Here is a 25,206-nt window from a genome sequence, read left to right as displayed (position 1 = left end):
TCGGTCAAACCACCGCGCTACTGCGGTGGCACCGCCACCGGACAGGCGGTATGCACATTGACTGCAGTCAGCAGAGCAACCAGCGCGTCTGCCTGGTAGATTAGACGCAAACCATTGGCAGACTGTGCCAGTGGAGGGGTCGACAGCAGGGACACCTCCTGCCCACCGATCAGGCCGAGCAGGTCTAACCCTAGAAGTGTGGACTGGCCGTCGAAGCTTTCGACAACGGTGCAAGTGTTGTCGGGTGCGCACTGCAGCGTGTCGATGGTCAGTGAACCCAGCAGGTCCAGCGACAGCAGCGACGACGGCCGGCTGACCGCGAAGCCGGCACGCTGACCGACCACCAGTTTCTGCTGCGTGGTGTCATAGACGTCGATCCCCAGACTGGCCTGCATCAGCAGCCCCAGGTTCACCGTCAGCGTCGCATAGGACTCGAGGTTGCCATCGACGACATTGCCCGGCTGCGACACGGTGCACGCCGGTGCGACGCAGGCATTACTGCTGCTCGCACGGGCGACCGCCGGCGGATTGACGAATTCGGTGACGCAGAACTGATTCACCGGGGCGACCGTCACGTTGGCCACGGCCGAATCCGGCACGGCGCCCGGCGGATTGGTCACGCGGCCGGTCACGTCGGCGCTGCCCAGCGACAGCGCCTGGAACTGCGCGTCGCTGCCAGGATTGTTGATCACCGCCGGCGCCGAGCTGCTCCAGTTGACCGTGTAGTTGGCACCGCTGAGCTGCTGGACCGAGTTGTCGGAGAACCTGCCGTAGATCTCGAACGGCACATCACCGACGAACACCGTGTACTTGTTGTCGTCAGTCTTGGTGAAGCCCGCCGGCTTGACGTACTCGACCGCGCTGAGCGTCGCGCCGGTGACGGTCAGGCCGGCGTTGGCCGACAGGGTGCCGCCGCCGGGTGCCGGCGTGGTCGCGCGCACCGTGGTGCTGCCGATCGCCGTCGAATCCGCCCGCGTGGTCACGCCGGTGGTCGGCGTCAGCGTCGCGATGTCGGGATTGACGATGGTCCAGTTGACCGTCGATCCCGGCGGCAGATCACGCGTGACGTTGTCGGTGTAGCGACCGCGCGCGAAATAGTTCGTGGCCCCCCCCAGCGGGATCGATGCGGCGGGCGGCTCGATCACCAGACTGGTCAGGCGCGGCGCGCCGACCGACACCACGACGTCATCGGAAACACCATCGCGTTCGCCGGTCACCGTCACCGTGCCCTGCGCGACCGTCGTGCCCGCGCCGGAGGCGCTGACCGTCAGCACGCTGTCGTTGCTCGACGTCCAGTTCACGTTTGTGACGGCCTGCTCGTAGGTCTCCGTCGCCGAGCCGGGCGGATTGGTGAAGGTTCCGATCGCGGTGAACTGAACCGTCTCACCCAGGGCTGGATTCGATCGGTCGACTTCGACACGCAGGCTCACCAACTGGGTCGTGAAGTCCGGGCTCTGGATGCTGCCATCACCGCAGCCCGCGAGGACTGCTGCGAGCATCAGTGCCCATGCGCGAAACGCTTTCATCAAAGGGGCTCCCACCGTATTGAGTGAAGTGTCCACCGACAACGCCAAGCCGTTCTCTTATTTACGGCATCACTGCGTGACATCATAATGCATTCCAAGTTGCCGTGAAGAGTGCTGCCGAAGAGTGACCTGCGGCTCCGCATACTGAGAACCAGCATGCGCAGCCAGGGGTCGGCGAACCGGACATTCCTCATGTTCGTTGGGGATCAACGCTAAATCAGGGACTGGAGATTGCAGATGCCGAAGCACGCATGGCTGAGCGCCGTCGCGCTGTTGTTGGGGACCGTCGTACCCGCTGCCCAGGGCAAGGAGTTCGACGACCGCTGGTACGTCGCGCCGATGATCGGCGGCGTGGTGTCGGACAGCAACGAGCAGGACGCCGGCATTTTCGGCGGCCTGATCCTCGGCAAGCCCATCAGCCCGCTGCTCAACCTGGAAGTCGAAGCCAACTACAGCGGCCTCGATGTCAGCCACCTGCCAGCGGGCAACATCTACAAGCGCTGGACGCTGGGCGTCAACGCCGTCGGCTTCTTTGCGCCGGAGTCCGCCAAGATCCGTCCGTACCTGCTGATCAACGGCAACGGCCACACGATCGACTTCCTGACTGTCAGCGGCATCAACGGTGTCGGCCTGGGCGCCGGCGGCGGCGCGCTGTTCAAGCTGACCGAGCGCTGGGACGCGCGTCTCGACGTGCGCTACAACCTCGACTACATCAGCGAGACCACCGAGAACGGTGTGACCGTCCCGGACGACGTGTTCTACCTGTGGTCCGGCGCGGTGGGCGTGTCGTACAAGTTCGGCGCCGATCCCTACGACCAGGATGGCGACGGCGTGCCGGATTCGCGCGACAAGTGCCCGGACACGCCCAAGGGCGTCGCCGTGTATTCCGACGGCTGTCCGATGGACCTCGATGGCGACGGCGTGCCGGATTATCTCGACAAGTGCCCGAACACGCCCAAGGGCGTGCTCGTCGGCAAGGACGGCTGCGAGCTCGACAGCGACGGTGACGGCGTGCCCGACAGCCGCGACCAGTGCCCGAACACGCCCAAGGGCGTGCCGGTCAATACCAATGGCTGCCCGCTCGATTCCGACGGCGACGGCGTGCCCGATTACCTCGACAAGTGCCCCGGCACGCGCCCCGGCACCCGCGTCAACGCGGAAGGCTGCTCGCTCGAAGACCGCGACGGTGACGGCATCCCCGACGAACTCGACAAGTGCCCCGGCACGCCGCCGGGCATCCCGGTCGGCCCTGACGGCTGCCCGCTCGATTCCGACGGCGACGGCGTCCCCGACTACATGGACGAGTGCCCGAGGACGCCCGCGGGCGCCAAGGTCCTGCCCAACGGCTGCGCGCTGACCGGCGATTGCCGCAAGCCGCGTCCGGGTGAACAGGCCGATGCCAACGGCTGCGCGATCGACAAGAACTTCATCCTGCGCGGCGTGAAGTTCGAGTTCGACTCCGATCGGCTCACGCCGGCCGCGCGCGAGATCCTCAACGAAGTCGCGCAGACGCTGCAGGCCTACCCCAACATCGACGTCGAGCTCGAAGGCCACACTGATGCCATCGGCAGCGACGCCTACAACCTCGGCCTCTCCGAGCGCCGCGCCAATGCCGTCAAGGTCTATCTCGAAGGCCGCGGCGTGAAGGGCAAGCGCATGAAGCCGGTGGGTTACGGCGAGAGCCGGCCGATCGCCACCAACGAGACCGACGCGGGCCGCGAGGAGAACCGCCGCGTGGAACTCAAGGTGATCGAGTAAGCGGCGCCCCGGAGTGGCGATGCACGACCCCCGCCGCGGCAACGCGGCGGGGGTTTCTTGTTTGCGTGGCTGTCAGCCGGTCACTGGAGCGGCAGGAGAGCTCAGCCGGCGGGACCGGGCGTCAGCTGCACCAGCAGCTGCCGGTTCTTGACCTGCTGCCCCGGCTGTACATGGACGGCGACGACCGTACCGGCGACCGGCAGCGCCAGCTGGAACTCCATCTTCATGGCTTCCAGCACGACCAGCGCCCGACCCTTCTCCACCGGTTGTCCGGGCGCCACATGCACCGCGACGATCCTGCCGTCGGAATTCGCATGGAGCCGGCCGTCGGACCCGGCGGCGAGTGCCTGCGCGGCGGCCAGCGTGACGTCGAGATAGCCGTGGCAGCGGCCTTCGGCCTCCAGCCAGACCTGATGACCGTCACGCGCGAATCGCGCCTGTCCGGCGAGTCCGCCGCGCGTGTACTGGAATGCATGCGCGCTACTGCGGCAGACCTCGAACGTGAAGGTCTGCCCGTCGAGGTGAACCGTGTACCTGTGCCCCTCGTGGACCATCACCTCCAGCGCGTACTCGCGGTCCCGCCACTTCAGGCGCATCCCAGCCGCGACCGGATGCGAGCTGTGCCAGCCGATCAAGTCGGAGGACAGTCCCTGCGCGAGCGCCAGACTGCGCGCGTCGTCCAGATACAGCGCCACGGCAGCGAGCGCGACATGATCCGCCGCCGGGTGCTCGGCGGCGATCCGTTCGTGCGGGAAGTGATGGCCGATGAACGCGGTTGACACCTCGCCGGCCGCGAAGGCGTCGTGCGCGAGGATGTCGCGCAGATAGGACTTGTTGCTGACCACGCCCAGCAGCGTCGTGTCATCGAGCGCCTTGAGCAGTCGCATGCGCGCGATGTGGCGATCCTCGCCCCAGGCGATGATCTTGGCCTGCATCGAGTCGTAGTGCGGGCTGATGATCCATCCGTCGCGGAGCCCGCTGTCCACGCGCACGCCCGCACCGGTCGGCGCCTCCCACTTCAGGATGCGGCCGGTCTGCGGCAGGTAGTTCTGCGCCGGATCTTCGGCGCACAGGCGCACTTCGATGGCACAGCCGCGCCGGCGTTCCAGCACCTCCTCCTGCGTCAACGGCAATGCCTCGCCCTGGGCGACGCGCAACTGCCACTCGACCAGATCGACGCCGTACACGAGTTCCGTCACCGGATGCTCGACCTGCAGGCGCGTGTTCATCTCCAGGAAGTAGAACGCACCATCCGGCGCGAGCAGGAACTCGACCGTGCCGGCGCCGACGTAATCGACCGCTCGCGCCGCTGCGACGGCCGCCGCGCCCATGCGCGCGCGCAGCGTCTCGTCCACCGCGGGCGAGGGCGCCTCCTCGACCACTTTCTGGTTGCGGCGCTGCACCGAGCAGTCGCGCTCGCCGAGGTGGATCACGTTGCCGTGGCGGTCGCCGAACACCTGGATCTCCACGTGACGCGCGTGCAGCACCGCCTTTTCGATCAGCAGCTGTCCACTGCCGAATGCATTGGCGGCCTCGCTGCGCGCCGAGCGGATCGCGTCCGCCAGGTGCGCGTCATCGTGCACCAGGCGCATGCCGCGCCCGCCGCCACCGGCCGCAGCCTTCACCATCACCGGCAGACCGATCCGGCGTGCCTCGGCGAGCAGCGTCTCGTCCGACTGGTCGTCGCCCTGGTAGCCGGGAATGCACGGGACACCCGCGGCGGCCATGCGGATCTTCGACGCCGACTTGTTGCCCATCGCCGCGATCGAATGCGGATCCGGACCGATGAAGACCAGGCCGGCCTCCTGCACCGCCTGCGCGAACTCGGCACGCTCCGACAGGAAGCCGTAGCCCGGATGGACCGCCTGAGCGCCGGCGAGCCGCGCGGCGCAGACGATCTTGTCGATCGCCAGATAGGAGTCACGCGCCGGTGCCGGGCCGATGCACACCGCCTCGTCCGCCTCGGTGACGTGCATGGCGTCACGGTCGGCCTCGCTGTACACCGCCACCGTCGTGTAGCCGAGCTTCCTGGCGCTGCGGAGCACCCGCACGGCGATTTCGCCACGGTTGGCGACCAGAACCTTCGAGAATCGAATCATCTTCCCGGCTTCCTCAGGGCTGAGACCAACTGGGCGCGCGTCTCTGCATGAAGGCCGCGATGCCTTCCGGCGCCTCGGGGCCGCGCACGCTGGCGGCAAACTTGCGCGCCGCGTCGTCGAGCACCGCGTCGATCTCCAGGCGCGCGGCATTCATCAGGATCTGCTTGGTCAGCGCATTGGCCTGCGGCGCACATTGGCGGACCTGTGTGAGCGTGTCCCGCAGCCGTGTCTGCAACGCGTCCTCGTCTTCGAACACCTCGTGCACCAGGCCCAGACGCAGCGCGTCGCCGCCGCGGATCGTCACACCGGTCAGGCACAGCCTGCGCGCCTGGGTCAGACCGATGCGTTCGACGACGAACGGCGCGATCTGCGCCGGCGGCAAGCCGCGCGTGGTCTCCGGCAGACCGAACCTCGCATCGACGTGTGCGAAGGCGACGTCGGAGACACAGGCGAGCCCAAAGCCGCCGCCCATCACCGCGCCGTCACAGACCGCGATCACCACCGGCGGAGCCTGTGCGACCTGTCGCAGCATCGCGCCGAAGGCGCGGTTCATCGCCATGATCGGATCGTCCGTGCCGGTCGCGGGCAGCTTCACGCCTCCGGCGAGCATGCCCTTGAGATCGCCACCGGCGCAGAAATGCCCGCCGGCGCCGCGCAGCACCACGGCGCGCACGCACCCCGGCTCCTCCGCGATCCGTGCGAACACCGCACCGATCTCCGCGAGCATGTCCATGTCCATGGCGTTGCGCGCGTCGGGACGATTCAGCGTCAGCCACAGCACGCCCTGCTCCAGCCGGAGCAACAGCGTCCTGCATTCGGGAAGTTCCATGCGCATCGCTCCTAGAAACGCGCCACACCGTAGGTGTTCGGCGACAGCGGCCGCGCCTGGGCCTCGCGCGTGATCGACAGGCACAGCCCCAGCACCCTGCGAGTGTCGCGCGGGTCGATCAGCCCGTCGTCGAACAGGCGCGCGGTCGCGGCGAAGGCGTGCGATTCCTTGTCGAACTGATGGATGATGTTCTGGCGAAACATCGCCAGCATCTTCTCGTCCGCCTCGCCGGGCTGCTTGCCTTCCTTGGCCCATTTCTCGCGCGTGACGATCTCCATCACCCCGGCCGCCTGCTCGCCGCCCATCACCGCCGTGCGCGCGTTGGGCCAGGCGAAGATGAAATGCGGGTCGAAGCCGCGGCCGCACATGCCGTAGTTGCCCGCACCGAACGATCCGCCGATGACGATCGTGATCTGTGGCACCGTCGCATTGGCGACGGCCTGGATCATCTTGGAGCCGTGCTTGACGATGCCGCCCTGTTCGCTCTCCGTGCCAACCATGTAGCCGGTCGTGTTCATCAGATAGACGATCGGCATGTTGGACTGGCAGCACAGCTGGATGAACTGACCCGCCTTGGTGGCGCCCTTGACCGTGATCGGACCGTTGTTGGAGATGATGCCGACGGCGTGCCCGTGGATCACGGCGCGGCCGCAGATGGTCTGCTCGTCGTACTCGGTCTTGAAGTCGAGGAATTCCGAACCATCGACGATGCGTGCGATCACCTCGCGGCAGTCGAAGGGCTTGCGGTAATCCGGCGGCACGACGCCGCACAGTTCGTCGATGTCGTACAGCGGCGCGCGAATCGGCAGCAGGTCCAGGCGCGGACGCTGTGCGTTCCAGTTCAGATTGCGCACGATCTCGCGCGCCACGCGGATGCCATCGACATCGTTCTCGGCGATGAACTCGCTGGTCCCGGCGATCCGGCAGTGCATCTCCGCGCCGCCCAGGTCCTCGTCGCTGGCGATCTCGCCGGTGGCCGCCTTGAGCAGCGGCGGCCCGGCGAGGAACACCTTGGCATTCCTGCGCACCATCACCACGTAATCGGACATGCCGGGCAGATAGGCACCGCCGGCGGTGCTCGATCCGTGGACGACGGTCACCTGCGGGATGCCGGCGGCCGACAGTCGCGCCTGGTTGGCGAAGGTCCGGCCACCGGGGATGAACAGCTCGGCCTGGTACATCAGATTGGCGCCGCCGGACTCGATCATCGAGACGACCGGCAGTTTCTGCTGCAGCGCGATCTCCTGCATGCGCAGGCCCTTGTGCATGCCCCACGGTGTGACCGTGCCGCCCTTGATCGCCGAGTTGGAGGCACCGAGCATGCAGCGCACGCCCGACACATAGCCGATGCCCGCGATCTGGTTGCCGCCCGCCTGCGACCCATCCTTGTCGTCGTGCATGCGGTAACCGGCCAGCGTGGACAGTTCCAGCCACGGCGAGCCGCGGTCGAGCATCAGCTGCACGCGCTCGCGCGGCAGGATCTGCCCGCGCCGGTGGAAGCGACTGCGCTTGCCCTCCTCCTCGGCCCGGCCCTTGGCTTCGATCGCACGCCAGTCGTCGATCAGCTTGAGCATGCCCTCGCGGTTCTGCCGGAACTGGGCATCGGACGGATCGACCCGCGATTCGATAATCGGCACTTCCGTCTCCTCCAGGACGCCTTTGGTGCCGATATTTTTACCTTTATTTACCGCGTCATTCGAGAACAATCTCGATTACTACACGCTCGCCTGCCGCGCCTTCCGCGACCCGACGACCGGTTCCGGCTCAGCCCAGCGCCTTGGGTTTGACCGCGCGGTGGAAGCCCTGGTACGGCGTGGAGTTCTGGTGATCCAGCAACGGGAAGGCCTTGGCCCCGAGGCTGCTGCCGCCATCGATCTTGATGCAGGTCCCGGTGACGAAAGCCGCGCCCTCGGACAGCAGCCACACGATGGCGCTGCTGACCTCCGCCTCCTCGGCCATGCGCTTGAGTGGCGCGAGGCCGGCCAGCCTGGGAATCACTTCCCTGGCGAAGTTCGGGTCGTAGTGATCCATGCCGCTGGAGGCGACGTAGCCGGGCGCCACCGCGTTGACGCGCACGCCCGACACGCCCCATTCGATCGCGGCGGTCTCGGTGAAATTGAGCATGCCGGCCCGCGCCGCGCCGCTGTGCCCCATGCCCGGCATGCCGCCCCACATGTCGGCGATCATGTTGACGATCGCGCCGCCGTGCTTCTTCATGCACTGCGTATAGACCTCGCGCGCCACCAGGAAGCCCCCGGTGAGGTTGTTGGCGACGACGGCCTCCCAGCCCTTCTTGGAAATCATCGCCAGCGGCATCGGAAACTGGCCACCGGCGTTGTTGACCAGGCCGTGGATCCTGCCGTGCTCGGCGAGGATCTGCTTGACCGTCGTTTTCACGGCCTCCTCGTCACGGATGTCGAAGGCATGGCTCGCGGCCGTGCCGCCATCCTCGCGGATCTCGGCGACGACGGCGTCGAGCTTGTCCGCCTTGCGCCCGGTGACGATCACGGTCGCGCCGAGCGCCGCCAGCTCGTGCGCCGTGCAGCGGCCGATGCCGGATCCGCCGCCGGTGACGACGATGGTCTGGCCGGCGAACAGGCCGGCGCGGAATACCGAACGATAGGGCACGGGTCAGCCTCCTTCAGAACGCATCGCCGGGCACGCGCACGGCGCCTTCCATCAGCACGCGCGCCGAGCGCGACAGGATCGCTTTCCTGACGACCCACTCGCCGTTGACCTGTGCGGCAGCCGCGCCGACGCGCAGCGTGCCGGACGGATGGCCAAAGCGCACCGCATCGCGGACACCGCCGCCGGCGGCCAGGTTCACCAGCGTGCCGGGGATCGCGGCCGCGGTGCCGATCGCCACCGCGGCGGTGCCCATCATCGCGTGGTGCAGCTTGCCCATCGACAGCGCGCGCACGTTGAGGTCGATATCGCCCGCCCGGATCGTCCTGCCGCTGGACGCGACGTAGTCGCGCGGCGGCGCGACGAACGCGATCTTGGGTGTGTGCTGGCGCTTCTGCGCCTCCTCCGGCGTCTTGATCAGACCCATGCGCAACGCACCGGCGACGCGGATCGCCTCGAATTTGGCCAGCGCCTGCGGATCGTTGTTGATCTGCTCGCGCAGCTCGGTGCCGGTGCAGCCGATCTCGCCTGCATTGACGAACACGGTCGGGATGCCGGCGGTGATCATCGTCGCCTTGAGCCTGCCGACGCCGGGCACGTCCAGCTCATCGACGAGATGGCCGGTGGGGAACATCGAGCCGCCCTCGTCACCATCGTCCGACGGATCGATGAACTCCAGCACGATCTCGGCGGCCGGAAAGGTCACGCCGTCCAGCTCGAAGTCTCCGGTCTCCTGCACTTGCCCGCCGGTGACCGGCACGTGGGCGATGATCGTCTTGCGGATGTTGGCCTGCCAGATGCGCACGACGCAGGTGCCGTCGTGCGGAATCCGTGCGGGATCGACGAGGCCGGCGTGGATCGCGAACGCGCCGGCCGCGGTGGACAGGTTGCCGCAGTTGCCGGACCAGTCCACGAAAGCCTTGTCGATCGCAATCTGGCCGTAGAGGTAATCGACATCGTGATCGGGCTGCGTGCTCTTCGACAGGATCACGCATTTGCTGGTGCTCGACGTCGCGCCGCCCATGCCGTCGATGTGCGCGGCATAAGGGTCCGGCGAGCCGATCACGCGCATCAGGAAGCGGTCGCGCGCCTCGCCGGGCTGCTGGCAGCGCAGGGGCAGATCCTGCAGGCGGAAGAACACGCCCTTGCTCGTCCCCCCGCGCATGTAGGTGGCGGGAACCTTGATCTGGGGCACGTGAGTCATGGGTTCAATGCAGAGTGCGGACGCTGGAATGGACATCGGCCGGCACGAGCAGGCGCGCACGGACGAGATCGACAGGGCGCTGCCAAGCATGATGGCCATAGCGGCGGCCGTCTTGCACGAGGGACGGATGGCGGAACAACCCGTCCCACTGCTGTGCCGCGGCTTCGGGCAGCGAACGATTGCGGTACGCGAAGTGATGCCAGGCCTCGAAGCGGAGACGGTTCAGGGAACCCAGCAGGCTACGGTCACGGGTGTTGGCGCAGGTCGGCGGTGCCTCCCATGCGCGCAGCTCGGCGCCGACCAGCGGCAGTTGCGGATCCAGGCCGAAGTGCGCGAACAGCTTGAACAACTGCTGACCGGCATGCACGTGCAGGTCGCGCAGGTCGGCCGCACGTGCCGGCAGGACCAGCGTCGCGCCGGTCGCGGCATTGAGCAGCAGCGCAAAGGGCTCGCGGTCGATGAAGTCGATGTCCGCATACCACTCGCCGAGCGGGTTGTCCGCGGCAGGCGGCTCCGGCAGCTTCGCCGGCTGGCGCAGGCGCTTGAGCAGCTTGGCGGTGCAGCGCAGGACGGTCATGTCAGGCCCTCGCGACGGTTCGCGCCGGTGGTGGCGGCCTCAGGCGGCCTTGCTCGACGCCAGGAAATCCTGCGCGAAGCGCTGCAGCACGCCACCGGCCTCGTAGATCGAGACTTCCTCGTCGGAATCGAGCCGGCAGGTGACCGGAACCTCGACTTTCTCGCCGCTCCTGCGATGGATCACCAGCGTCAGGTCCGCGCGCGGCTTGCGCTCGCCGATCACATCGAAGGTCTCGGTGCCGTCGATGCGCAGCGTCAGGCGCGTGGTGCCGGACTTGAACTCCAGCGGCAGCACGCCCATGCCGATCAGGTTGGTGCGGTGAATGCGCTCGAAGCCCTCGGCGACGATCGCCTCGACACCGGCGAGCCGCACGCCCTTGGCCGCCCAGTCGCGCGAGCTGCCCTGACCATAGTCGGCGCCGGCGATGATGATCAGCGGCTGCTTGCGGTTCATGTAGGTTTCGATCGCCTCCCACATGCGCATGACCTTGCCGTCCGGCTCCACGCGCGCGAGCGATCCCTTCTTCACCGAGCCGTCCGCATTGCGCACCATCTCGTTCGTCAGCGTCGGGTTCGCGAACGTGGCGCGCTGCGCGGTGAGGTGATCGCCGCGATGCGTCGCGTAGGAGTTGAAGTCTTCCTCCGGCAGCCCCATCTTCGCCAGATACTCGCCGGCCGCGGAGTCCGGCAGGATCGCATTCGACGGCGACAGATGATCGGTGGTGATGTTGTCCGGCAGCACCGCGAGCGGACGCATGCCCCTGAGCGTACGTTCGCCGGCCAGCGCGCCTTCCCAGTACGGCGGACGGCGGATGTAGGTGGACTGCGGGCGCCAGTCGTAGAGTGGCTTGATCGTCCGGTCCTCGACGACCTTGAAGCTGAACATCGGCTCGTACACCGCGCGGAAGTGCTCGGGCTTGACGCTGGCGCGGACGATGGCGTCGATCTCCTCGTCCGACGGCCAGAGGTCCTTGAGCGTGACGGGCTTGCCGTCCCGGTCCGCGCCGAGCACGTCCTTCTCGATGTCGAAGCGGATCGTGCCGGCGATCGCGTAGGCGACGACCAGCGGCGGCGAGGCCAGGAACGCCTGCTTGGCGTAGGGATGGATGCGGCCGTCGAAGTTGCGGTTGCCGGACAGCACGGCGACGGAATACAGATCGCGGTCGATGATTTCCTGCTGGATCTTCGGGTCGAGCGCGCCGGACATGCCGTTGCAGGTCGTACACGCGAACGCGACGATGCCAAAGCCGAGCTGCTCCAGGTCGCCGAGCAGGCCGGCGTCCTTCAGATACAGTTCCACCGCCTTCGATCCGGGTGCCAGCGAAGTCTTGACCCAGGGCTTGCGCGCCAGACCCTTGCGCACCGCGTTGCGCGCCAGCAGGCCGGCGGCGATGACGTTGCGCGGATTGGAGGTATTCGTGCAGCTGGTGATCGCGGCGATGATGACGGCACCGTCGGGCATCGTGCCATCCCTGGGCATCTCCCACTGCGCGGCGATGCCGCGTTCGGCCAGCGCCGAGGTCGGCAGGCGCTTGTGCGGATTGCTCGGTCCCGCCATGTTGCGCACGACGGTGCCGAGATCGAACGAAAGCCGGCGCTCGTACTCCGCGGTCTTCAGATCGTCGGCCCACAGGCCCGCGGTCTTCGCATAGGTTTCGACCAGCCGGACCTGCTGCTCGTCGCGGCCGGTCAGCCTGAGATAGTCGATGGTGTTGGCGTCGATGAAGAACATCGCCGCGGTGGCGCCGTACTCCGGCGCCATGTTCGAGATCGTCGCGCGATCGCCGAGTGTCAGTGCGCGAGCGCCTTCGCCGTGGAACTCCAGATAGGCGCCGACCACCTTCTCCTTGCGCAGGAACTCGGTCAGCGCCAGCACCACGTCGGTCGCGGTGATGCCCGGCCCCGGCTTGCCGGACAGCTCGACGCCGACGATGTCCGGCAGGCGCATCCACGAGGCGCGGCCGAGCATGACGTTCTCGGCTTCGAGGCCGCCGACGCCGATCGCGATCACGCCGAGCGCATCCACGTGTGGCGTATGGCTGTCGGTGCCGACGCAGGTGTCGGGGAAGGCGACGCCGTCCTGCACGTAGATCACCGGCGACATCCGCTCCAGGTTGATCTGGTGCATGATGCCGTTGCCCGGCGGGATCACATCGACGTTCTTGAACGCCCGCTTCGTCCAGTTGATGAAGTGAAAGCGGTCGTCGTTGCGGCGATCCTCGATCGCACGGTTCTTGGCGAACGCGTCCTTCTCGAAGCCCGCGTGCTCGACGGCCAGCGAGTGATCGACGATCAGCTGCACCGGCACGACCGGGTTGACCTTGGCCGGATCCCCGCCCATCTCGGCGATCGCGTCGCGCAGGCCGGCGAGATCGACCAGCGCGGTCTGGCCGAGGATGTCGTGGCAGACGACGCGCGCCGGGAACCACGGGAAGTCCAGATCGCGCCGGCGCTCGATCAGCTGGCCGAGATACGCGTCGATCTTCCCGGGCTCGCCCCTGCGGACGATGTTCTCGGCGTGGACGCGCGCCGTGTAGGGCAGTTTCGCGTAAGCGCCGGGCCGGATGCGGTCCACGGCTGCGCATGCATCGTAGTAGTCGAGCGACGTGCCGGGGAGGTTCTTGCGGAATGCGGTGTTCATAGGTCGTGAGACGTGAGACGTGAGGTGTGAGACGTCGATAAGCGAAGGCGCGGTCTATTACGTCTCACGTCTCACTTCTCACGTCTCACGAAGGATCGCGCTATGCACGATCCTTCAGAGGCACGAACTTCCGGTCCTCTGGACCGACGTAGTTTGCGCTCGGGCGGATGATCTTGCCGTCGATGCGCTGTTCGATGATGTGCGCACTCCAGCCGGACGTGCGCGCGATCACGAACAGCGGCGTGAACATGTCCGTCGGCACGCCCATCATGTGGTAGCTCACCGCACTGAACCAGTCGAGATTCGGAAACATCTTCTTGATGTCCCACATCACCGTCTCGAGGCGCTCGGCGATGTCGAACATCTTCATGTTGTTCTGCTCGGCCGACAGCTGGCGTGCGACTTCCTTGATGACCTTGTTGCGCGGATCGGACACGGTATAGACCGGGTGGCCGAAGCCGATGATCACTTCCTTGCGTTCGACGCGCGCGCGGATGTCGGCCTCCGCCTCGTCCGGGTTGTCGTAGCGCTTCTGGATCTCGAAGGCGACTTCGTTGGCGCCACCATGCTTGGGTCCGCGCAGCGCGCCGATGCCGCCGCAGATCGCCGAGTACATGTCCGAGCCGGTCCCGGCGACCACGCGCGTCGTGAAGGTGCTCGCGTTGAATTCGTGCTCGGCGTACAGGATCAGCGAGGTGTGCATCGCGCGCACCCAGGACTCGCGCGGCTTGACGCCATGCAGCAGGTGCAGGAAATGGCCGCCGATGGAGTCGTCGTCGGTCTCCACGTCGATGCACTTGCCGTTGTAGGCGTAGTGGTACCAGTACAGCAGCATCGAGCCGAGCGAGGCCATCAGCTTGTCGGCGATGTCGCGCGCACCCGGGTGATTGTGGTCGTCCTTCTCCGGCCTGACGCAGCCGAGCACCGAGACGCCCGTGCGCATCACGTCCATCGGATGCGCGGACGGCGGCAGCTGCTCCAGCGCCGTCTTCACGGCTGCCGGCAGGCCGCGCAGGGCCTTGAGTTTGGCCTTGTAGGCCGCCAGCTCGGCGACGTTCGGCAGCTTGCCGTGGACCAGCAGATGGGCGATCTCCTCGAATTCGCAGGTGGTGGCGACGTCGAGGATGTCGTAGCCGCGATAGTGCAGGTCGTTGCCGCTGCGGCCGACGGTGCACAGCGCGGTATTGCCGGCAGCGGTGCCGGACAGCGCAACGGACTTCTTCGGCTTGAAGCCCGGTGCGGCAGTGGTTTCGCTCATCTCAATCTCCTGATCTCGTTTCGGTCATTCCCGCGACGGCGGGAATCCAGTTTTTGACTTCAGTGCCATTCTGCACGGTGGATCCCTGACTCCGAGGGGGATGACGCGGCGCGTCACTTCTTCTTCGCCGCGAACAGGGCGTCGAGTTTATTCTCAAAGGCGTGGTAGCCGATGCGGTCGTACAGCTCGGCTCGGGTCTGCATGAGATCCACGACGTTCTTCTGATGGCCGTCGCGGCGGATCGCCGTATAGACCGCCTCGGCGGCCTTGTTGGCCGCACGGAACGCCGACAGCGGATAGAGCTGGATGCCGACACCGACCGAAGCCAGTTCCTCGCGCGTGAACAGCGGCGTCGCGCCGAACTCGGTGATGTTGGCGAGCACCGGCACCTTCACTGCATCGACGAACTTCTTGTACGTCGGCAGATCGACGGCGGCCTCGGCGAAGATGCCGTCGGCGCCCGCCTCGACGCAGGCGATGGCGCGCTCGATGGCCGCATCCACACCCTCGGCCTGGATTGCATCGGTGCGCGCGATCAGGAAGAACGCCGGGTCGGTCTTGGCGTCGGCGGCGGCCTTGACGCGATCGACCATCTCGTCCTTGCTGACGATCTCCTTGCCCGGACGGTGACCGCAGCGCTTGGCGCCCACTTGGTCCTCGATATGGCAGGCCGCCGCGCCGGCCTTGATCAGCGACTTGATCGTGCGCTCGATGTTGAACGCGGAAGGCCCGAAGCCGGTGTCGATATCGACCAGCAGCGGCAGATCGCAGACATCGGTGATGCGCCGCGTATCGACGAGGACATCGTCCATCGTGTTGATGCCCAGATCCGGCAGGCCCAGACTGCCGGCCGCGACGCCACCGCCGGACAGATAGATGGCCTTGAAGCCGGCGCGCCGCGCCAGCAGCGCGTGATTGGCGTTGATCGCACCGATGACCTGCAGCGGCTTCTCCGCTGCCAGCGCGGCGCGGAACCGCGCGCCTGGGGATGAGGGCTGTGTCGTCATGTCATCGCTCCGGAAGGTTTGCGGGCGCACCCGCCAGCGCGTACTCTCGCACCGGATCATTTATTGATCAATCTTGATTATTGCAGTCAATATAGAGTCATGAGTGCCTCGCACGGCAACGACTACCTCAGCGCCCGCGACGCCGCGCAGCGTCTCGGCGTGAGCCTCGCGACGCTCTACGCCTACGTCAGCCGCGGTCACGTCCATTCGCGGCCCGGCCCCGGGGCGCGCAGCCGCCTCTATCTCGCGCAGGACATCGAGCGGCTGATCGCGCGGCGCCAGGCCGGCCGCAGCGCCGCGCAGGGCGCGGCACGCAGCCTCGCCTGGGGCCTGCCGGTGCTGGAAACGCGCATCTCGCTGATCCGTCCCGAAGGACACTACTACCGCGGCCGGCCGGTCGCGGAACTCGTCGAGTCCGGCCTGACGCTCGAGGACGTGGCGCGGCTGCTCTGGGACTGCGGCGAAGACGATCCCTTCGCCCTGCCCGCGCCGCCGGCCTGGCCGCCGGCGGTGCGCCGGCTGCTCGACGAGCACGGCCTGCCTGCACTGGAGCGCACCGCGGCGGCGCTGCCGCTGCTGTCCGCCGGCACCGTGCGCGACCTGTCCAGCGATCCGGTGCGCCGCCGCGAAAGCGCAGCGGCGCTGCTGCGCCAGACCACGGCGCTGCTGGCCGGCGTCGAACCCGACCCGCGTCCGGCGCACCAGGTGATCGCACAGGCCTGGCGTCCCGGCGACCGGAAGTTGGAGGATCTGGTCCGCACGGCCCTGCTGCTGTGCGCGGATCACGAGCTCAACGCCTCGGCCTTCGCCGCGCGCGTCGTCGCGTCCACCGGCGCGAGTCTGCACGGCGCCGTCGCGGCGGGGCTCGCTGCCCTGTCCGGACCGGAACATGGTGGCGGCACCGCGCGTGCGCACGCGTTCATCGAGGACGCCTTGAACGCCGAGTCGATCCCCCGGTACGTGCTGGCGCGCCTGCAGCGCGGTGAAGGTCTGCCGGCGTTCGGCCATCCGCTGTATCCCGATGGCGATCCGCGCGCGGCATTGATGCTGCGCAAGCTGGCGGACCTGCGCCCGCAGCCCCCGCGCCTGGCGCGCGTGCAGGCACTGATCGAGGCCGCCAGCCAAGCCACCGGCAAGACGCCGAGCACCGATCTGGCGCTCGCCGCGCTGGCCGCGGTGTACGAACTCGACGTGGAATCCGGACTGGTCCTGTTCGCGGCCGGCCGCGTCGCCGGCTGGCTCGCGCATGCACTCGAACAGCAGGCGAGCGGCGGACTGATCCGGCCGCGCGCGAGCTATGTGGGCCTTCCGCCCAAGCCGAGCCTCGTTCCGGCGTCGCGGCGGCGCGGCCGCGGCTGATCAGTCGAAACGGCCGCAGACGGTCGGTGCCGGCGGGTTCGCGCTGCCGTCGAACTGCACGAAAGCTTCCTTGAGCACGCGCCCGTCGAAGCCCGCGCCGTCCGGGAAGTCCTGCGCACGGATGCCGAGGCCCAGCAGCCAGGCGACCGTCGGCGCGACGTCGATGGTTTCGCTCTGCTCCGGCAGGCGGTCGAACGGACCGGGAGAGGGAACCGACGGTGCGATCAGCTGACCCTTCTTCACCCACGGCGAGCCACCGGTGACCAGCATGAAGTTGTGGATCGTCGCCAGCTGGCCGTGGTTGCCGGGGATCGGATTGCCGCTCTCGTCCGGCTCGGAGAACTTCAGGCCACCGGATGCCACCAGCACGAGATCACCGAGATTCGGGTGCTTCGAGCGGACCGACGCCGGCATGTTGCCGTCCGGATCGGTCGGATCGTCTTGCGTGTACCAGGCATAGGCGATGTTGCCGGCGTTGAATGGCCGGCTCGCGCCCGGGCACAGGGCGCCACAGTCGGCCGTGCCGAGCAGGCAGGCGCGCACCGCGCGCAGCGCCGCCTGGCGTTCGGCCGGCGGTGTGCTGCGGTCCTGAATGTACAGGCTGTCGGTGCCGCCGTTCTGCACGGCCTGCATCGGCGCATGGCAGGCCGCCATCTGGTCGAGCAAGGGCTGCACGCTGACCGCCTGGATCGGTCCGGGCAAGGTGTAATCCATGCCGTGATCCGACAGCACGATCAGTACGGTGTTCTCCCAGCGTCCGCTCGACTGCAGCTGACTCACCAGCCGGCTCAGCATCAGGTCGGTGTCCGCCAGCACCAGCAGGCGCGCGACCTGCCCTCCGGCGTGCGACGAGCGATCCACATCGCCCAGATTGATGAAGTGGAAGTCCAGATCGGGCAACTGCGTCAGTGCCTGCTGCATCGTCGGAATGTCCGGCGTGTGCTCGGAACCCGGTCCGATGTAGAGCGGGCTGCTGCGCGGATCCCAGTAGCTCTCCGGCGGCACATTGAAGACGGCCGGATCGTCGTTCTGCCGCTGCGGATCGGCCGCGTCGCCCTGGAAGATCTCGTAGAGATATTTCTTCGACAGCGTCGCACCGTGACGCAGATGGGTCGGCGCACCGTTGACCCCGCACTTCTCGGTGATCCAAGTGAACAGCGTCTTGGCGGTCAGCTTCTCGGGCACCGACAGATCGCGCTCCGCGCCGCCGACGTCGAAATCGAGGAAGTTGTTGGTGGGAATGCCGCTCCGCTCCGGCACCACGCCGGTCATCATGGCGACGTGATTGGGAATGGTCTCGGCGGAGAACACCGAACGGCTTTCGGCGTACATCGTCCCCTGATCGATCAGACTCTGCAGTGTCGGCGTCTGCGGACCGATGTCGCTGGGCATCAGGCTGTCCACGACGGCGACGACGACCGTCAGCGTCTTCGAACCCAGCGCCGGCGGCGTCGGGGTCGGCTGCGCCCCGCCATTGCCATCCGACCGGTTCCCCGAACCACAGGCGGCGAGCATCGCCGTGGCCAGCACCATCGCAGAGACCCCTCTCATCGCATCCTCCTCACCGGACCTGCTGCGCCGGCGGATCTTCGTTGGACAGGGATGATACCCGCGCCGCAAACGCGAAGGGGCGCGGCCGCGATGGCCACGCCCCTGCTCACTCGAACGCCCGACTCAGAGCTTCTGCGTCAGTTCCGGGACGACCTGGAACAGATCGCCGACGAGGCCGATGTCGGCGACTTCGAAGATCGGCGCCTCCGGATCCTTGTTGATCGCCACGATCGTGCGCGCGTCCTTGATGCCGGCCAGGTGCTGGATCGCACCCGAGATGCCGATCGCGAAGTACAGCTCCGGCGCGATGATCTTGCCGGTCTGGCCGACCTGCATGTCGTTGGGCACGTAGCCGGAATCGACCGCCGCGCGCGAGGCGCCGACGGCCGCACCGATCTTGTCGGCCAGCGCGTAGATGATCTTGAAGTTCTCCGAGCTGCCCAGCGCACGGCCGCCGGACACCACGCGGCCGGCCGACTGCAGGTCCGGACGCTCCGACTTCTGCGCCTCGAGCTTCACGTAGCGGGTATGGGTCGGGAGTGTGGCATGGACGCTGACCGTCTCGACCGGCGCATTGCCGCTCGCACCCACCGCCTGGAACGAAGCCAGACGCACCGTGGCGACGACCGTGCCCGGTGCGGCCTCGACCGTCGTGATCGCGTTGCCGGCATAGATCGGGCGCTCGAAGCTCGTCGCGCCGTGCGTGGCCATCACGTCGCTGATCTGCTGCACGTCGAGCCTGGCGGCGACACGCGGCGCGAGGTCCTTGCCGAAGGTCGTGCCCGGGAAGAACACATGCGAGTAGCCCTTCGCCACCTCGACGACCTGCGGCGCGAGCACCGCGGCCACCGGGTTGGCGTTGGCGGCGTTGTTGACCGCCAGCACCTTGGCGACGCCGTCGAGCTTGGCCGCCTGAGCGGCGACCGCGGACGCATCGGCCGCGAACACGGCGACATGGATTTCGCCACCGACGCCCTTCGCGGCGGCGACGGTCTTGGCGATACCGGCGTTGAGCTTGCCTTCGGCGTGCTCGGCAACGATCAGAATCTTGCTCATGTTGTCATTCCTTCCTTACAGCAGGCCCTTGTTCTTCAGGGCGGCGACGAGTTCATCGACGGTCTTGACCATCACGCCCTTCGAGCGGGTCGGCGGCGGCACCGTCTTGGTGGTCTTGACGCCGGCGGATGGCGCGACGCCCAGGTCGCCGAAGCTCACCGTCTCGATCGGCTTCTTCTTCGCCTTCATGATGTCCGGCAGCTTGAGGTAACGCGGCTCGTTGAGGCGCAGGTCGGTGGTGATCACCGCCGGCAGATCGACTTCCAGCGTCTCCAGGCCGGCATCGACTTCGCGGGTGACGACTGCCTTGTTGCCCTCGACCTCGACCTTGGATGCGAACGTCGCCTGCGCGATGTCGAGCAGCGCGGCGACCATCTGGCCGGTCTGGTTGGCGTCGTCGTCGATCGCCTGCTTGCCGCACAGGAACAGTTGCGCGCCTTCCTTCTTCATCGCTGCAGCCAGGGCCTTGGCGGCGGTCAGCGGCTGCACCTCGCCCTCGTCCTTGATGTGGATCGCGCGGTCGGCGCCGAAGGCCAGCGCGGTGCGCAGCGTCTCCTCGTTCTTCGCGCCGCCGATGGTCACCGCGACGATCTCGGTGATCTTGCCCTTCTCCTTGAGACGCACCGCCTCTTCCATCGCGATTTCGTCGAAGGGATTCATCGAGTGCTTGACGCCGTCGGTGATGACACCGCTGCCGTCCGACTTCACCTGGATGCGGACGTTGTAGTCCACCACACGCTTGACGCTGACGAGTGCTTTCATCGTTTCAGTTCCTGTTGCTGCTACCTAAAACCATTTCGTGATTCCCGCGAAGGCGGGAATCCAGTTCACTCCCGAGCTTCCCGGTCCGGATCCCCGCATGCGCGGAGATGACGCTCCTGGTGGAGCGTCACATGTTCGCGTAGTTCGGGCCGCCGCCGCCTTCCGGCGCGACCCAGTTGATGTTCTGCGCCGGATCCTTGATGTCGCAGGTCTTGCAGTGCACACAGTTCTGCGCATTGATCTGGAAGCGCTTGGCGCTGCCCTCGCCGACCACCTCGTACACACCGGCCGGACAGTAGCGCTGCGCCGGTTCGTCGTACATCGGCAGGTTCTTCGCGATCGGGATGCTCGGATCCTTGAGTTGCAGGTGGACCGGCTGGTCCTCCTCGTGATTGGTGCTCGACAGGAACACCGACGACAGCTTGTCGAAGGACAGCTTGCCGTCCGGCTTCGGGTACGCGATCTTCTGCGACTGCGCCGCCGGCCGCAGCGTGGCGTGATCCGGCTTGAGGTCGTGGAAGGTCCACGGGAACCTGCCGCCGAACCAGTTCTGTTCGATGTAATTGATCGCGCCACCGATCAGCGCGCCGAACTTGTGCAGCGCGGGACCGAAATTGCGCGAGCGGTACAGCTCGTCATAGAGCCAGCTGGCCTTGAACTTCGCCGGATAGCTGTCCAGCGCTTTGCCGCCCGCGTCGCCGGCCAGCAGCGCCTCGGCGACCGCCTCGGCCGCGATCATGCCGGACTTCATCGCCGTGTGGCTGCCCTTGATCTTGGCGAAGTTCATCGTGCCCAGATCGCAGCCGACCAGCGCGCCGCCGGGAAACACCATCTTCGGCAGCGAGTTGAAGCCGCCCTTGCAGATCGCGCGCGCACCGTAGGCCGTGCGCGTGCCGCCCTTCAGATATTGGGCGATCACCGGGTGATGCTTGAAGCGCTGGAACTCGTCGAACGGCGACAGATACGGGTTGGTGTACGACAGATCGACGATCAGTCCGACCAGCACCTGGTTGTTCTCGAAGTGATACAGGAACGAGCCGCCCATCGCGTCGGTTCCCATCAGATCGAGCGGCCAGCCGGCGCCGTGCACGACCAGGCCCGGCCGGTGCTGCTCCGCCGGGACGGTCCAGATCTCCTTGATGCCGATCGCGTAGTGCTGCGGGTCGGCATCCCTGGCGAGCTGATACCGCTCGATCAGCTGCTTGCCGAGGTGGCCGCGGCAGCCCTCGGCGAACAGTGTGTACTTGGCACGCAGCTCCATGCCCGGCGCGAAGTCGGGCTTGTGCTCGCCTTCGCGGTTGATGCCCATGTCGCCGACGGTGATGCCCTTGACGACGCCCTCCTCGACGATCGCGTGCTGCGCGGCGAAACCCGGATAGATCTCCACGCCCAGTGCTTCGGCCTGCTGGCCGAGCCAGCGGCACAGGTTGCCCAGCGAGATGATGTAGTTGCCCTCGTTATGCATCGTCTTGGGCACGAACAGGCCGGGCATGCGAAACGCCTTGTCGGCGCTGCGGAAGAAGTAGATGTCGTCGCCGGTGACCGGCACGTTCAGCGGGGCACCCTGGGCCTTCCAGTCCGGGAACAGCTCATCGAGCGCGCGCGGCTCGAACACCGCGCCGGAGAGGATGTGGGCACCGACCTCGGAACCCTTCTCGACGACGCAGACACTGATGTCCTTGCCGGCCGCTGCCGCCAGCTGCTTGAGCCGGCAGGCCGCCGACAGACCGGCAGGACCGGCACCGACGACGACCACGTCGTATTCCATGACATCGCGTTCTACGGACATGCGTTTGCTTCCTGGCGGGCCTGGAGCCGGACGCCCGGGCCGGGTCTGGAGAATTGGGGCGCGTATTCTATGCGACATGGCGCGCCGTCGCAGCGTGCGCGCGCCGCGACAAGCGCGGCCGATGGACAACGAGCCTGATCAGTGGTGTAGAGTGATGACGCTGGGCCACGCCGCAGCGGGCCGCTGTACCGCCGAAAAGCACAATTGGGAGAATTCGCATGCTCGATGTGAAGTTCAAGCGCTACGTCGGCGCGTTGCGCCGCACTGCCATCGCTGTCGCCGTGTCAGCATTCGCAGCGGGCCCGGCGGTCAGTGCGCAGCGCTTCGACTGGACCGTGACCGATGCCCCGGCGTATGGCTATATCCTCGGTGCACTGGTCTTCCCGGACCAGGACCGGGGCGCCAAGGACATCGGCTACGGTGGTCAACTGGGCTTCGGCGTGCCGGTACTCGACTGGATGTCGGTCGAGGCCAACCTGTTCCAGGGCGCGCTCGAAAGCGACGGTTCGGGCGACAATTTCTCGCAGACCGGCTGGGGCGTGGATTTCGTCGCCAACTTCGGCGATCGCGAGAAGCCGACGCCCTACGTGCTGTTCGGCGGCGGCCAGATCAAGAACGATGCGGATTTCGACGACACCAGTGCCTACCTGAATCTGGGCGGCGGCATCGTCGGCAAGCTGAACACGCGCTGGCTGCGCTATCGCGCCGAGGCGCGCCTGGTCAACGACCGCTATCTGGACGACCAGCTCGACGTGCGTCTGGGTCTCGGACTCGAAGTCGTGCTCGGCTCGTTCCGTGAACCCCCTCCGCCCCCGCCGCAGGTCATCGAGACGGTGAAGATCGTCGAGGCCCCGCCGCAGCCGCCGCTGGATTCAGATGGCGACGGAGTGGCGGATGCCTTCGACCGCTGCCCGAATACCATCCGCGGCGCGCAGGTCGATGGCTTCGGCTGTGTCGTCAAACCGCAGACCATCGAACTGCAGAACGTGACCTTCCAGTTCAATTCGGCCGCGCTGACCGAGAACGCGAAGGCAGTGCTGGAGCCGGCCGTGCGCTTCCTGACCAGTCAGCCTTCGGTACGTGCCGAGATTGCCGGACATACCGACAGCCGCGGCAGCGACGCCTACAACAAGAAGCTCAGCCTGCAGCGCGCCGATGCCGTGCGCGCCTATCTGGTTTCGCGCGGTGTATCGCCCGCGCAGCTGACCGCAGTCGGTTACGGTGAATCGCGGCCGATCGACAGCAACGACACCGAGGAAGGCCGTACCCGGAACCGCCGCGTCGAGCTGCAGATCCGCGGCAGTTCCGCGCCCTGAGCGTCACAGGCCGGCGGCCAGCGCCGCCGGCACGGGCACCGCGAAGTCCAGCAGCATCTGCGCGAAGGCCTTGCCCTGCGGATCCGTCCGCAGGGAGGCGGCGCCCCCGCCGCCCAGGGCATGGTGCAGCAGGAAGTTGAGGCTGTGCGTGCCCGGCAGGCGCCAGCGTTCCACCCGCCCCTCGGCGCCCTCGGCCAAGACGTGCGCGAAGTAGGTCCGCACGGCCTCGGTGGTCAGCGCCGCTTCGATGTACGGCAGATATTCCGGCCGGCGCGCGATCACGCCGATGTTGGCGTGATCGCCCTTGTCGCCCGAACGCGCCAACGCGAGCCGGATCAGTGGCACCGGGATCGTCCCGTTCCGATCGACCGACGGGATTTCCTCCCGCTGCACGGATGGCGGCACGAAGCCGCCCGCCGTCGGCACCTCGACGGCGAAACGCCGATCGCCGACGACGACCTCGATCGGCACCCGTGACTTGGGCACCTGCGTCGAGAACAGTCGGGGAATCATGTGCGGCTCCGGGCGCCCGGAGCCGAAGTAGCCGGTGAAGCCTGGCGCCATGCCGGTCGCGGCCTGGGCGATCTCGCGCGCGAACAGCTTGAGCGCCTTCGGATTCGGATGCTGCACGGCGATCTTGACGACCACTTCGCGCGTCGCCGCGGCGCCGGGGCGCGCGTGCGGACCGTAGCTCTCCTCGGCACCGATGCAATGCACATCGACTCCGCTGAAATCGCCGAGCTTGGCGGCGAGCAGCTGGCGGCGCACCTTTTCGACGATGGCTTGCGCCGACGCCCGTCCCTTCTTCGCGGCGTCGATGCCGCCGATCATGAACAGCGCCGCGCAGCGCAGCCCTGCGGGATACGTCGCGCTGACCTTGTAGCTCGACGTCGGCGCCTGTCCGCGTGCGCCGCTGACCTGCACGCGGTCCGTGCCGGCCTGTTCCAGCCGCACCTGGGTGAAATCGACCACCACGTCCGGCAGCAGATAGGCGCGCGGATCGCCGATCTCGTAGAGCAACTGCTCCAGGACCGTGTGCACGGACACGAGGCCGCCGGTGCCTTCCGGCTTGGTGACGAAGAAAGATCCGTCGGCCTGCACCTCGACGATCGGGAAGCCCATGTCGGCATAGCCGGCTTGCACGAGTTCCCAGTCGGTGAAATTGCCGCCCGTGCATTGCGCGCCGCACTCGATGATGTGTCCCGCGACCGAGCCCGCGGCCAGACGGTCATAGTCGTCCGCACGCCAGCCGAACGCGTGAATCAGCGGCCCGACCACGACGGCAGAATCGACACAGCGCCCGGTGATGACGACCTCGGCGCCGGCATCGAGCGCGCGCGCGATCGGAAATGCGCCCAGGTAGGCATTCATCGACACCAGTGTCGCCGGCAGCTGCGCACCGCTGTCGAGTTCGACGCAGTCGGCGAACTCCTTCCTGCGCGGCAGCAGATCGTCGCCGAGCACGGCCGCGACCTTGAGTGAGATGCCGGCCCTGGCCGCGGCATCTTCCAGCGCCTTCTTGCAGGCCAGCGGGTTCACGCCGCCGGCGTTGGCCACCACCTTGATGCCCCGGTCCTTGAGCGCGGGCAGCAGCGGCGTCATGACGTGCTCGACGAAGTCGGTCGCGTAGCCCTCCTCGGGATTCTTCATGCGCTTGGCCGCGAGGATCGACAGCGTGATCTCGGCCAGATAGTCGAATACCAGGTAGTCGATCCCGCCGCGCTCGACCAGCTGCGCGGCCGCTGTGTGGGTGTCACCCCAGAACGCCGAGGCACAGCCGATGCGGATTCCTTGCGCCATCTCCACTCCTGCCAGTGGCCGTCACGGGACTTGTCGTCCGCCGCGAAGCG

18 protein-coding genes are annotated in these 25,206 nt (G+C 67.2%); 3 read left to right on the top strand and 15 right to left on the bottom strand.

Translation table 11 applies throughout. From position 1 onward, the window contains the following. Positions 1 to 17: 17 nt before the first annotated feature. Complete coding sequence (locus tag AAG565_RS02955) at positions 18 to 1,526, bottom strand: hypothetical protein (RefSeq protein WP_348818053.1); 1,509 nt, start codon at positions 1,524 to 1,526, stop codon at positions 18 to 20. A gap of 237 nt (positions 1,527 to 1,763) precedes the next feature. Between AAG565_RS02955 and AAG565_RS02950 the strand changes: the two genes are divergently transcribed. Beyond that, positions 1,764 to 3,284 carry a thrombospondin type 3 repeat-containing protein gene (locus AAG565_RS02950; protein WP_348818052.1) on the top strand — a complete coding sequence of 507 codons (1,521 nt, stop codon included), beginning with the start codon at positions 1,764 to 1,766 and terminating at the stop codon, positions 3,282 to 3,284. Positions 3,285 to 3,385: 101 nt separating this feature from the next. On the opposite strand, the gene AAG565_RS02945 is transcribed toward AAG565_RS02950, so the two are convergent. The 9 genes from AAG565_RS02945 to prpB all read right to left on the bottom strand — a co-directional run bounded on the left by AAG565_RS02945 (position 3,386) and on the right by prpB (position 15,523). Beyond that, positions 3,386 to 5,383, bottom strand: a complete 1,998-nt coding sequence (locus tag AAG565_RS02945) for an acetyl-CoA carboxylase biotin carboxylase subunit (protein WP_348818051.1) — start codon at positions 5,381 to 5,383, stop codon at positions 3,386 to 3,388. A 13-nt stretch (positions 5,384 to 5,396) separates the two neighbouring features. Then, entirely contained in the window at positions 5,397 to 6,212 is an 816-nt protein-coding gene (locus AAG565_RS02940; RefSeq protein WP_348818050.1) for an enoyl-CoA hydratase-related protein, read from the bottom strand. An 11-nt stretch (positions 6,213 to 6,223) separates the two neighbouring features. After that, positions 6,224 to 7,849 (bottom strand): carboxyl transferase domain-containing protein, encoded by a 1,626-nt coding sequence (locus AAG565_RS02935; RefSeq protein WP_348818049.1) that lies wholly within the window; start codon positions 7,847 to 7,849, stop codon positions 6,224 to 6,226. 127 nt (positions 7,850 to 7,976) lie between these two features. Continuing rightward, positions 7,977 to 8,840 carry an SDR family oxidoreductase gene (locus tag AAG565_RS02930; protein WP_348818048.1) on the bottom strand — a complete coding sequence of 288 codons (864 nt, stop codon included), beginning with the start codon at positions 8,838 to 8,840 and terminating at the stop codon, positions 7,977 to 7,979. A gap of 13 nt (positions 8,841 to 8,853) precedes the next feature. Next, positions 8,854 to 10,041, bottom strand: coding sequence for a 2-methylaconitate cis-trans isomerase PrpF (gene prpF / locus AAG565_RS02925; protein WP_348818047.1), 1,188 nt, complete (start codon positions 10,039 to 10,041; stop codon positions 8,854 to 8,856). Between the two features lie 4 nt (positions 10,042 to 10,045). Next, positions 10,046 to 10,618: a hypothetical protein gene (locus AAG565_RS02920; RefSeq protein WP_348818046.1), complete on the bottom strand. Its 573-nt coding sequence runs from the start codon at positions 10,616 to 10,618 to the stop codon at positions 10,046 to 10,048. A gap of 39 nt (positions 10,619 to 10,657) precedes the next feature. Then, a complete protein-coding gene (gene acnD, locus AAG565_RS02915; protein ID WP_348818045.1) occupies positions 10,658 to 13,258 on the bottom strand; it encodes a Fe/S-dependent 2-methylisocitrate dehydratase AcnD in 2,601 nt (866 codons plus the stop codon). A gap of 100 nt (positions 13,259 to 13,358) precedes the next feature. Beyond that, a complete protein-coding gene (gene prpC / locus AAG565_RS02910) occupies positions 13,359 to 14,516 on the bottom strand; it encodes a 2-methylcitrate synthase (protein ID WP_348818044.1) in 1,158 nt (385 codons plus the stop codon). Between the two features lie 113 nt (positions 14,517 to 14,629). Next, a complete protein-coding gene (prpB, locus tag AAG565_RS02905) occupies positions 14,630 to 15,523 on the bottom strand; it encodes a methylisocitrate lyase (protein WP_348818043.1) in 894 nt (297 codons plus the stop codon). 99 nt (positions 15,524 to 15,622) lie between these two features. On the opposite strand from prpB, the gene AAG565_RS02900 reads away from it, so the two are divergent. Continuing rightward, positions 15,623 to 16,882, top strand: coding sequence for a citrate synthase family protein (locus AAG565_RS02900; RefSeq protein ID WP_348818042.1), 1,260 nt, complete (start codon positions 15,623 to 15,625; stop codon positions 16,880 to 16,882). On the opposite strand, the gene AAG565_RS02895 is transcribed toward AAG565_RS02900, so the two are convergent. The 4 genes from AAG565_RS02895 to AAG565_RS02880 all read right to left on the bottom strand — a co-directional run bounded on the left by AAG565_RS02895 (position 16,883) and on the right by AAG565_RS02880 (position 22,040). Further along, on the bottom strand, positions 16,883 to 18,433 hold the full coding sequence (locus AAG565_RS02895) for an alkaline phosphatase family protein (protein ID WP_348818041.1): 1,551 nt from the start codon (positions 18,431 to 18,433) through the stop codon (positions 16,883 to 16,885). A 123-nt stretch (positions 18,434 to 18,556) separates the two neighbouring features. Beyond that, positions 18,557 to 19,489: an FAD-binding protein gene (locus tag AAG565_RS02890; RefSeq protein WP_348818040.1), complete on the bottom strand. Its 933-nt coding sequence runs from the start codon at positions 19,487 to 19,489 to the stop codon at positions 18,557 to 18,559. 15 nt (positions 19,490 to 19,504) lie between these two features. Further along, positions 19,505 to 20,251 carry an electron transfer flavoprotein subunit beta/FixA family protein gene (locus tag AAG565_RS02885; RefSeq protein ID WP_348818039.1) on the bottom strand — a complete coding sequence of 249 codons (747 nt, stop codon included), beginning with the start codon at positions 20,249 to 20,251 and terminating at the stop codon, positions 19,505 to 19,507. Positions 20,252 to 20,378: 127 nt separating this feature from the next. Beyond that, positions 20,379 to 22,040: an electron transfer flavoprotein-ubiquinone oxidoreductase gene (locus AAG565_RS02880; RefSeq protein WP_348818038.1), complete on the bottom strand. Its 1,662-nt coding sequence runs from the start codon at positions 22,038 to 22,040 to the stop codon at positions 20,379 to 20,381. A gap of 218 nt (positions 22,041 to 22,258) precedes the next feature. On the opposite strand from AAG565_RS02880, the gene AAG565_RS02875 reads away from it, so the two are divergent. Next, positions 22,259 to 23,356: an OmpA family protein gene (locus AAG565_RS02875; RefSeq protein WP_348818037.1), complete on the top strand. Its 1,098-nt coding sequence runs from the start codon at positions 22,259 to 22,261 to the stop codon at positions 23,354 to 23,356. Between the two features lie 3 nt (positions 23,357 to 23,359). Here the strand turns inward: AAG565_RS02875 and AAG565_RS02870 are convergent, their stop codons facing one another. Beyond that, the gene (locus AAG565_RS02870) at positions 23,360 to 25,156 is read right to left on the bottom strand and encodes an acyclic terpene utilization AtuA family protein (RefSeq protein WP_348818036.1); all 1,797 of its coding nucleotides are present in this window, start codon (positions 25,154 to 25,156) and stop codon (positions 23,360 to 23,362) included. Positions 25,157 to 25,206 lie beyond the last annotated feature (50 nt).

The organism is Fontimonas sp. SYSU GA230001 (genome assembly GCF_040066175.1).
Classification (GTDB): Bacteria; Pseudomonadota; Gammaproteobacteria; order Nevskiales; family Nevskiaceae; genus Solimonas.
Note: the sequence above shows the minus strand (reverse complement) of the source record. Positions and strands in the feature narration are given on the sequence as shown.

Coding starts and splice junctions, on each gene's coding strand:
- AAG565_RS02955 (WP_348818053.1), bottom strand. CDS start 1,526: ATGAAAGCGTTTCGCGCATGGGCACTGATGCTCGCAGCAGTCCTCGCG.
- AAG565_RS02950 (WP_348818052.1), top strand. CDS start 1,764: ATGCCGAAGCACGCATGGCTGAGCGCCGTCGCGCTGTTGTTGGGGACC.
- AAG565_RS02945 (WP_348818051.1), bottom strand. CDS start 5,383: ATGATTCGATTCTCGAAGGTTCTGGTCGCCAACCGTGGCGAAATCGCC.
- AAG565_RS02940 (WP_348818050.1), bottom strand. CDS start 6,212: ATGGAACTTCCCGAATGCAGGACGCTGTTGCTCCGGCTGGAGCAGGGC.
- prpF (WP_348818047.1), bottom strand. CDS start 10,041: ATGACTCACGTGCCCCAGATCAAGGTTCCCGCCACCTACATGCGCGGG.
- AAG565_RS02920 (WP_348818046.1), bottom strand. CDS start 10,618: ATGACCGTCCTGCGCTGCACCGCCAAGCTGCTCAAGCGCCTGCGCCAG.
- acnD (WP_348818045.1), bottom strand. CDS start 13,258: ATGAACACCGCATTCCGCAAGAACCTCCCCGGCACGTCGCTCGACTAC.
- prpC (WP_348818044.1), bottom strand. CDS start 14,516: ATGAGCGAAACCACTGCCGCACCGGGCTTCAAGCCGAAGAAGTCCGTT.
- prpB (WP_348818043.1), bottom strand. CDS start 15,523: ATGACGACACAGCCCTCATCCCCAGGCGCGCGGTTCCGCGCCGCGCTG.
- AAG565_RS02900 (WP_348818042.1), top strand. CDS start 15,623: ATGAGTGCCTCGCACGGCAACGACTACCTCAGCGCCCGCGACGCCGCG.
- AAG565_RS02895 (WP_348818041.1), bottom strand. CDS start 18,433: ATGAGAGGGGTCTCTGCGATGGTGCTGGCCACGGCGATGCTCGCCGCC.
- AAG565_RS02890 (WP_348818040.1), bottom strand. CDS start 19,489: ATGAGCAAGATTCTGATCGTTGCCGAGCACGCCGAAGGCAAGCTCAAC.
- AAG565_RS02885 (WP_348818039.1), bottom strand. CDS start 20,251: ATGAAAGCACTCGTCAGCGTCAAGCGTGTGGTGGACTACAACGTCCGC.
- AAG565_RS02880 (WP_348818038.1), bottom strand. CDS start 22,040: ATGTCCGTAGAACGCGATGTCATGGAATACGACGTGGTCGTCGTCGGT.
- AAG565_RS02875 (WP_348818037.1), top strand. CDS start 22,259: ATGCTCGATGTGAAGTTCAAGCGCTACGTCGGCGCGTTGCGCCGCACT.
- AAG565_RS02870 (WP_348818036.1), bottom strand. CDS start 25,156: ATGGCGCAAGGAATCCGCATCGGCTGTGCCTCGGCGTTCTGGGGTGAC.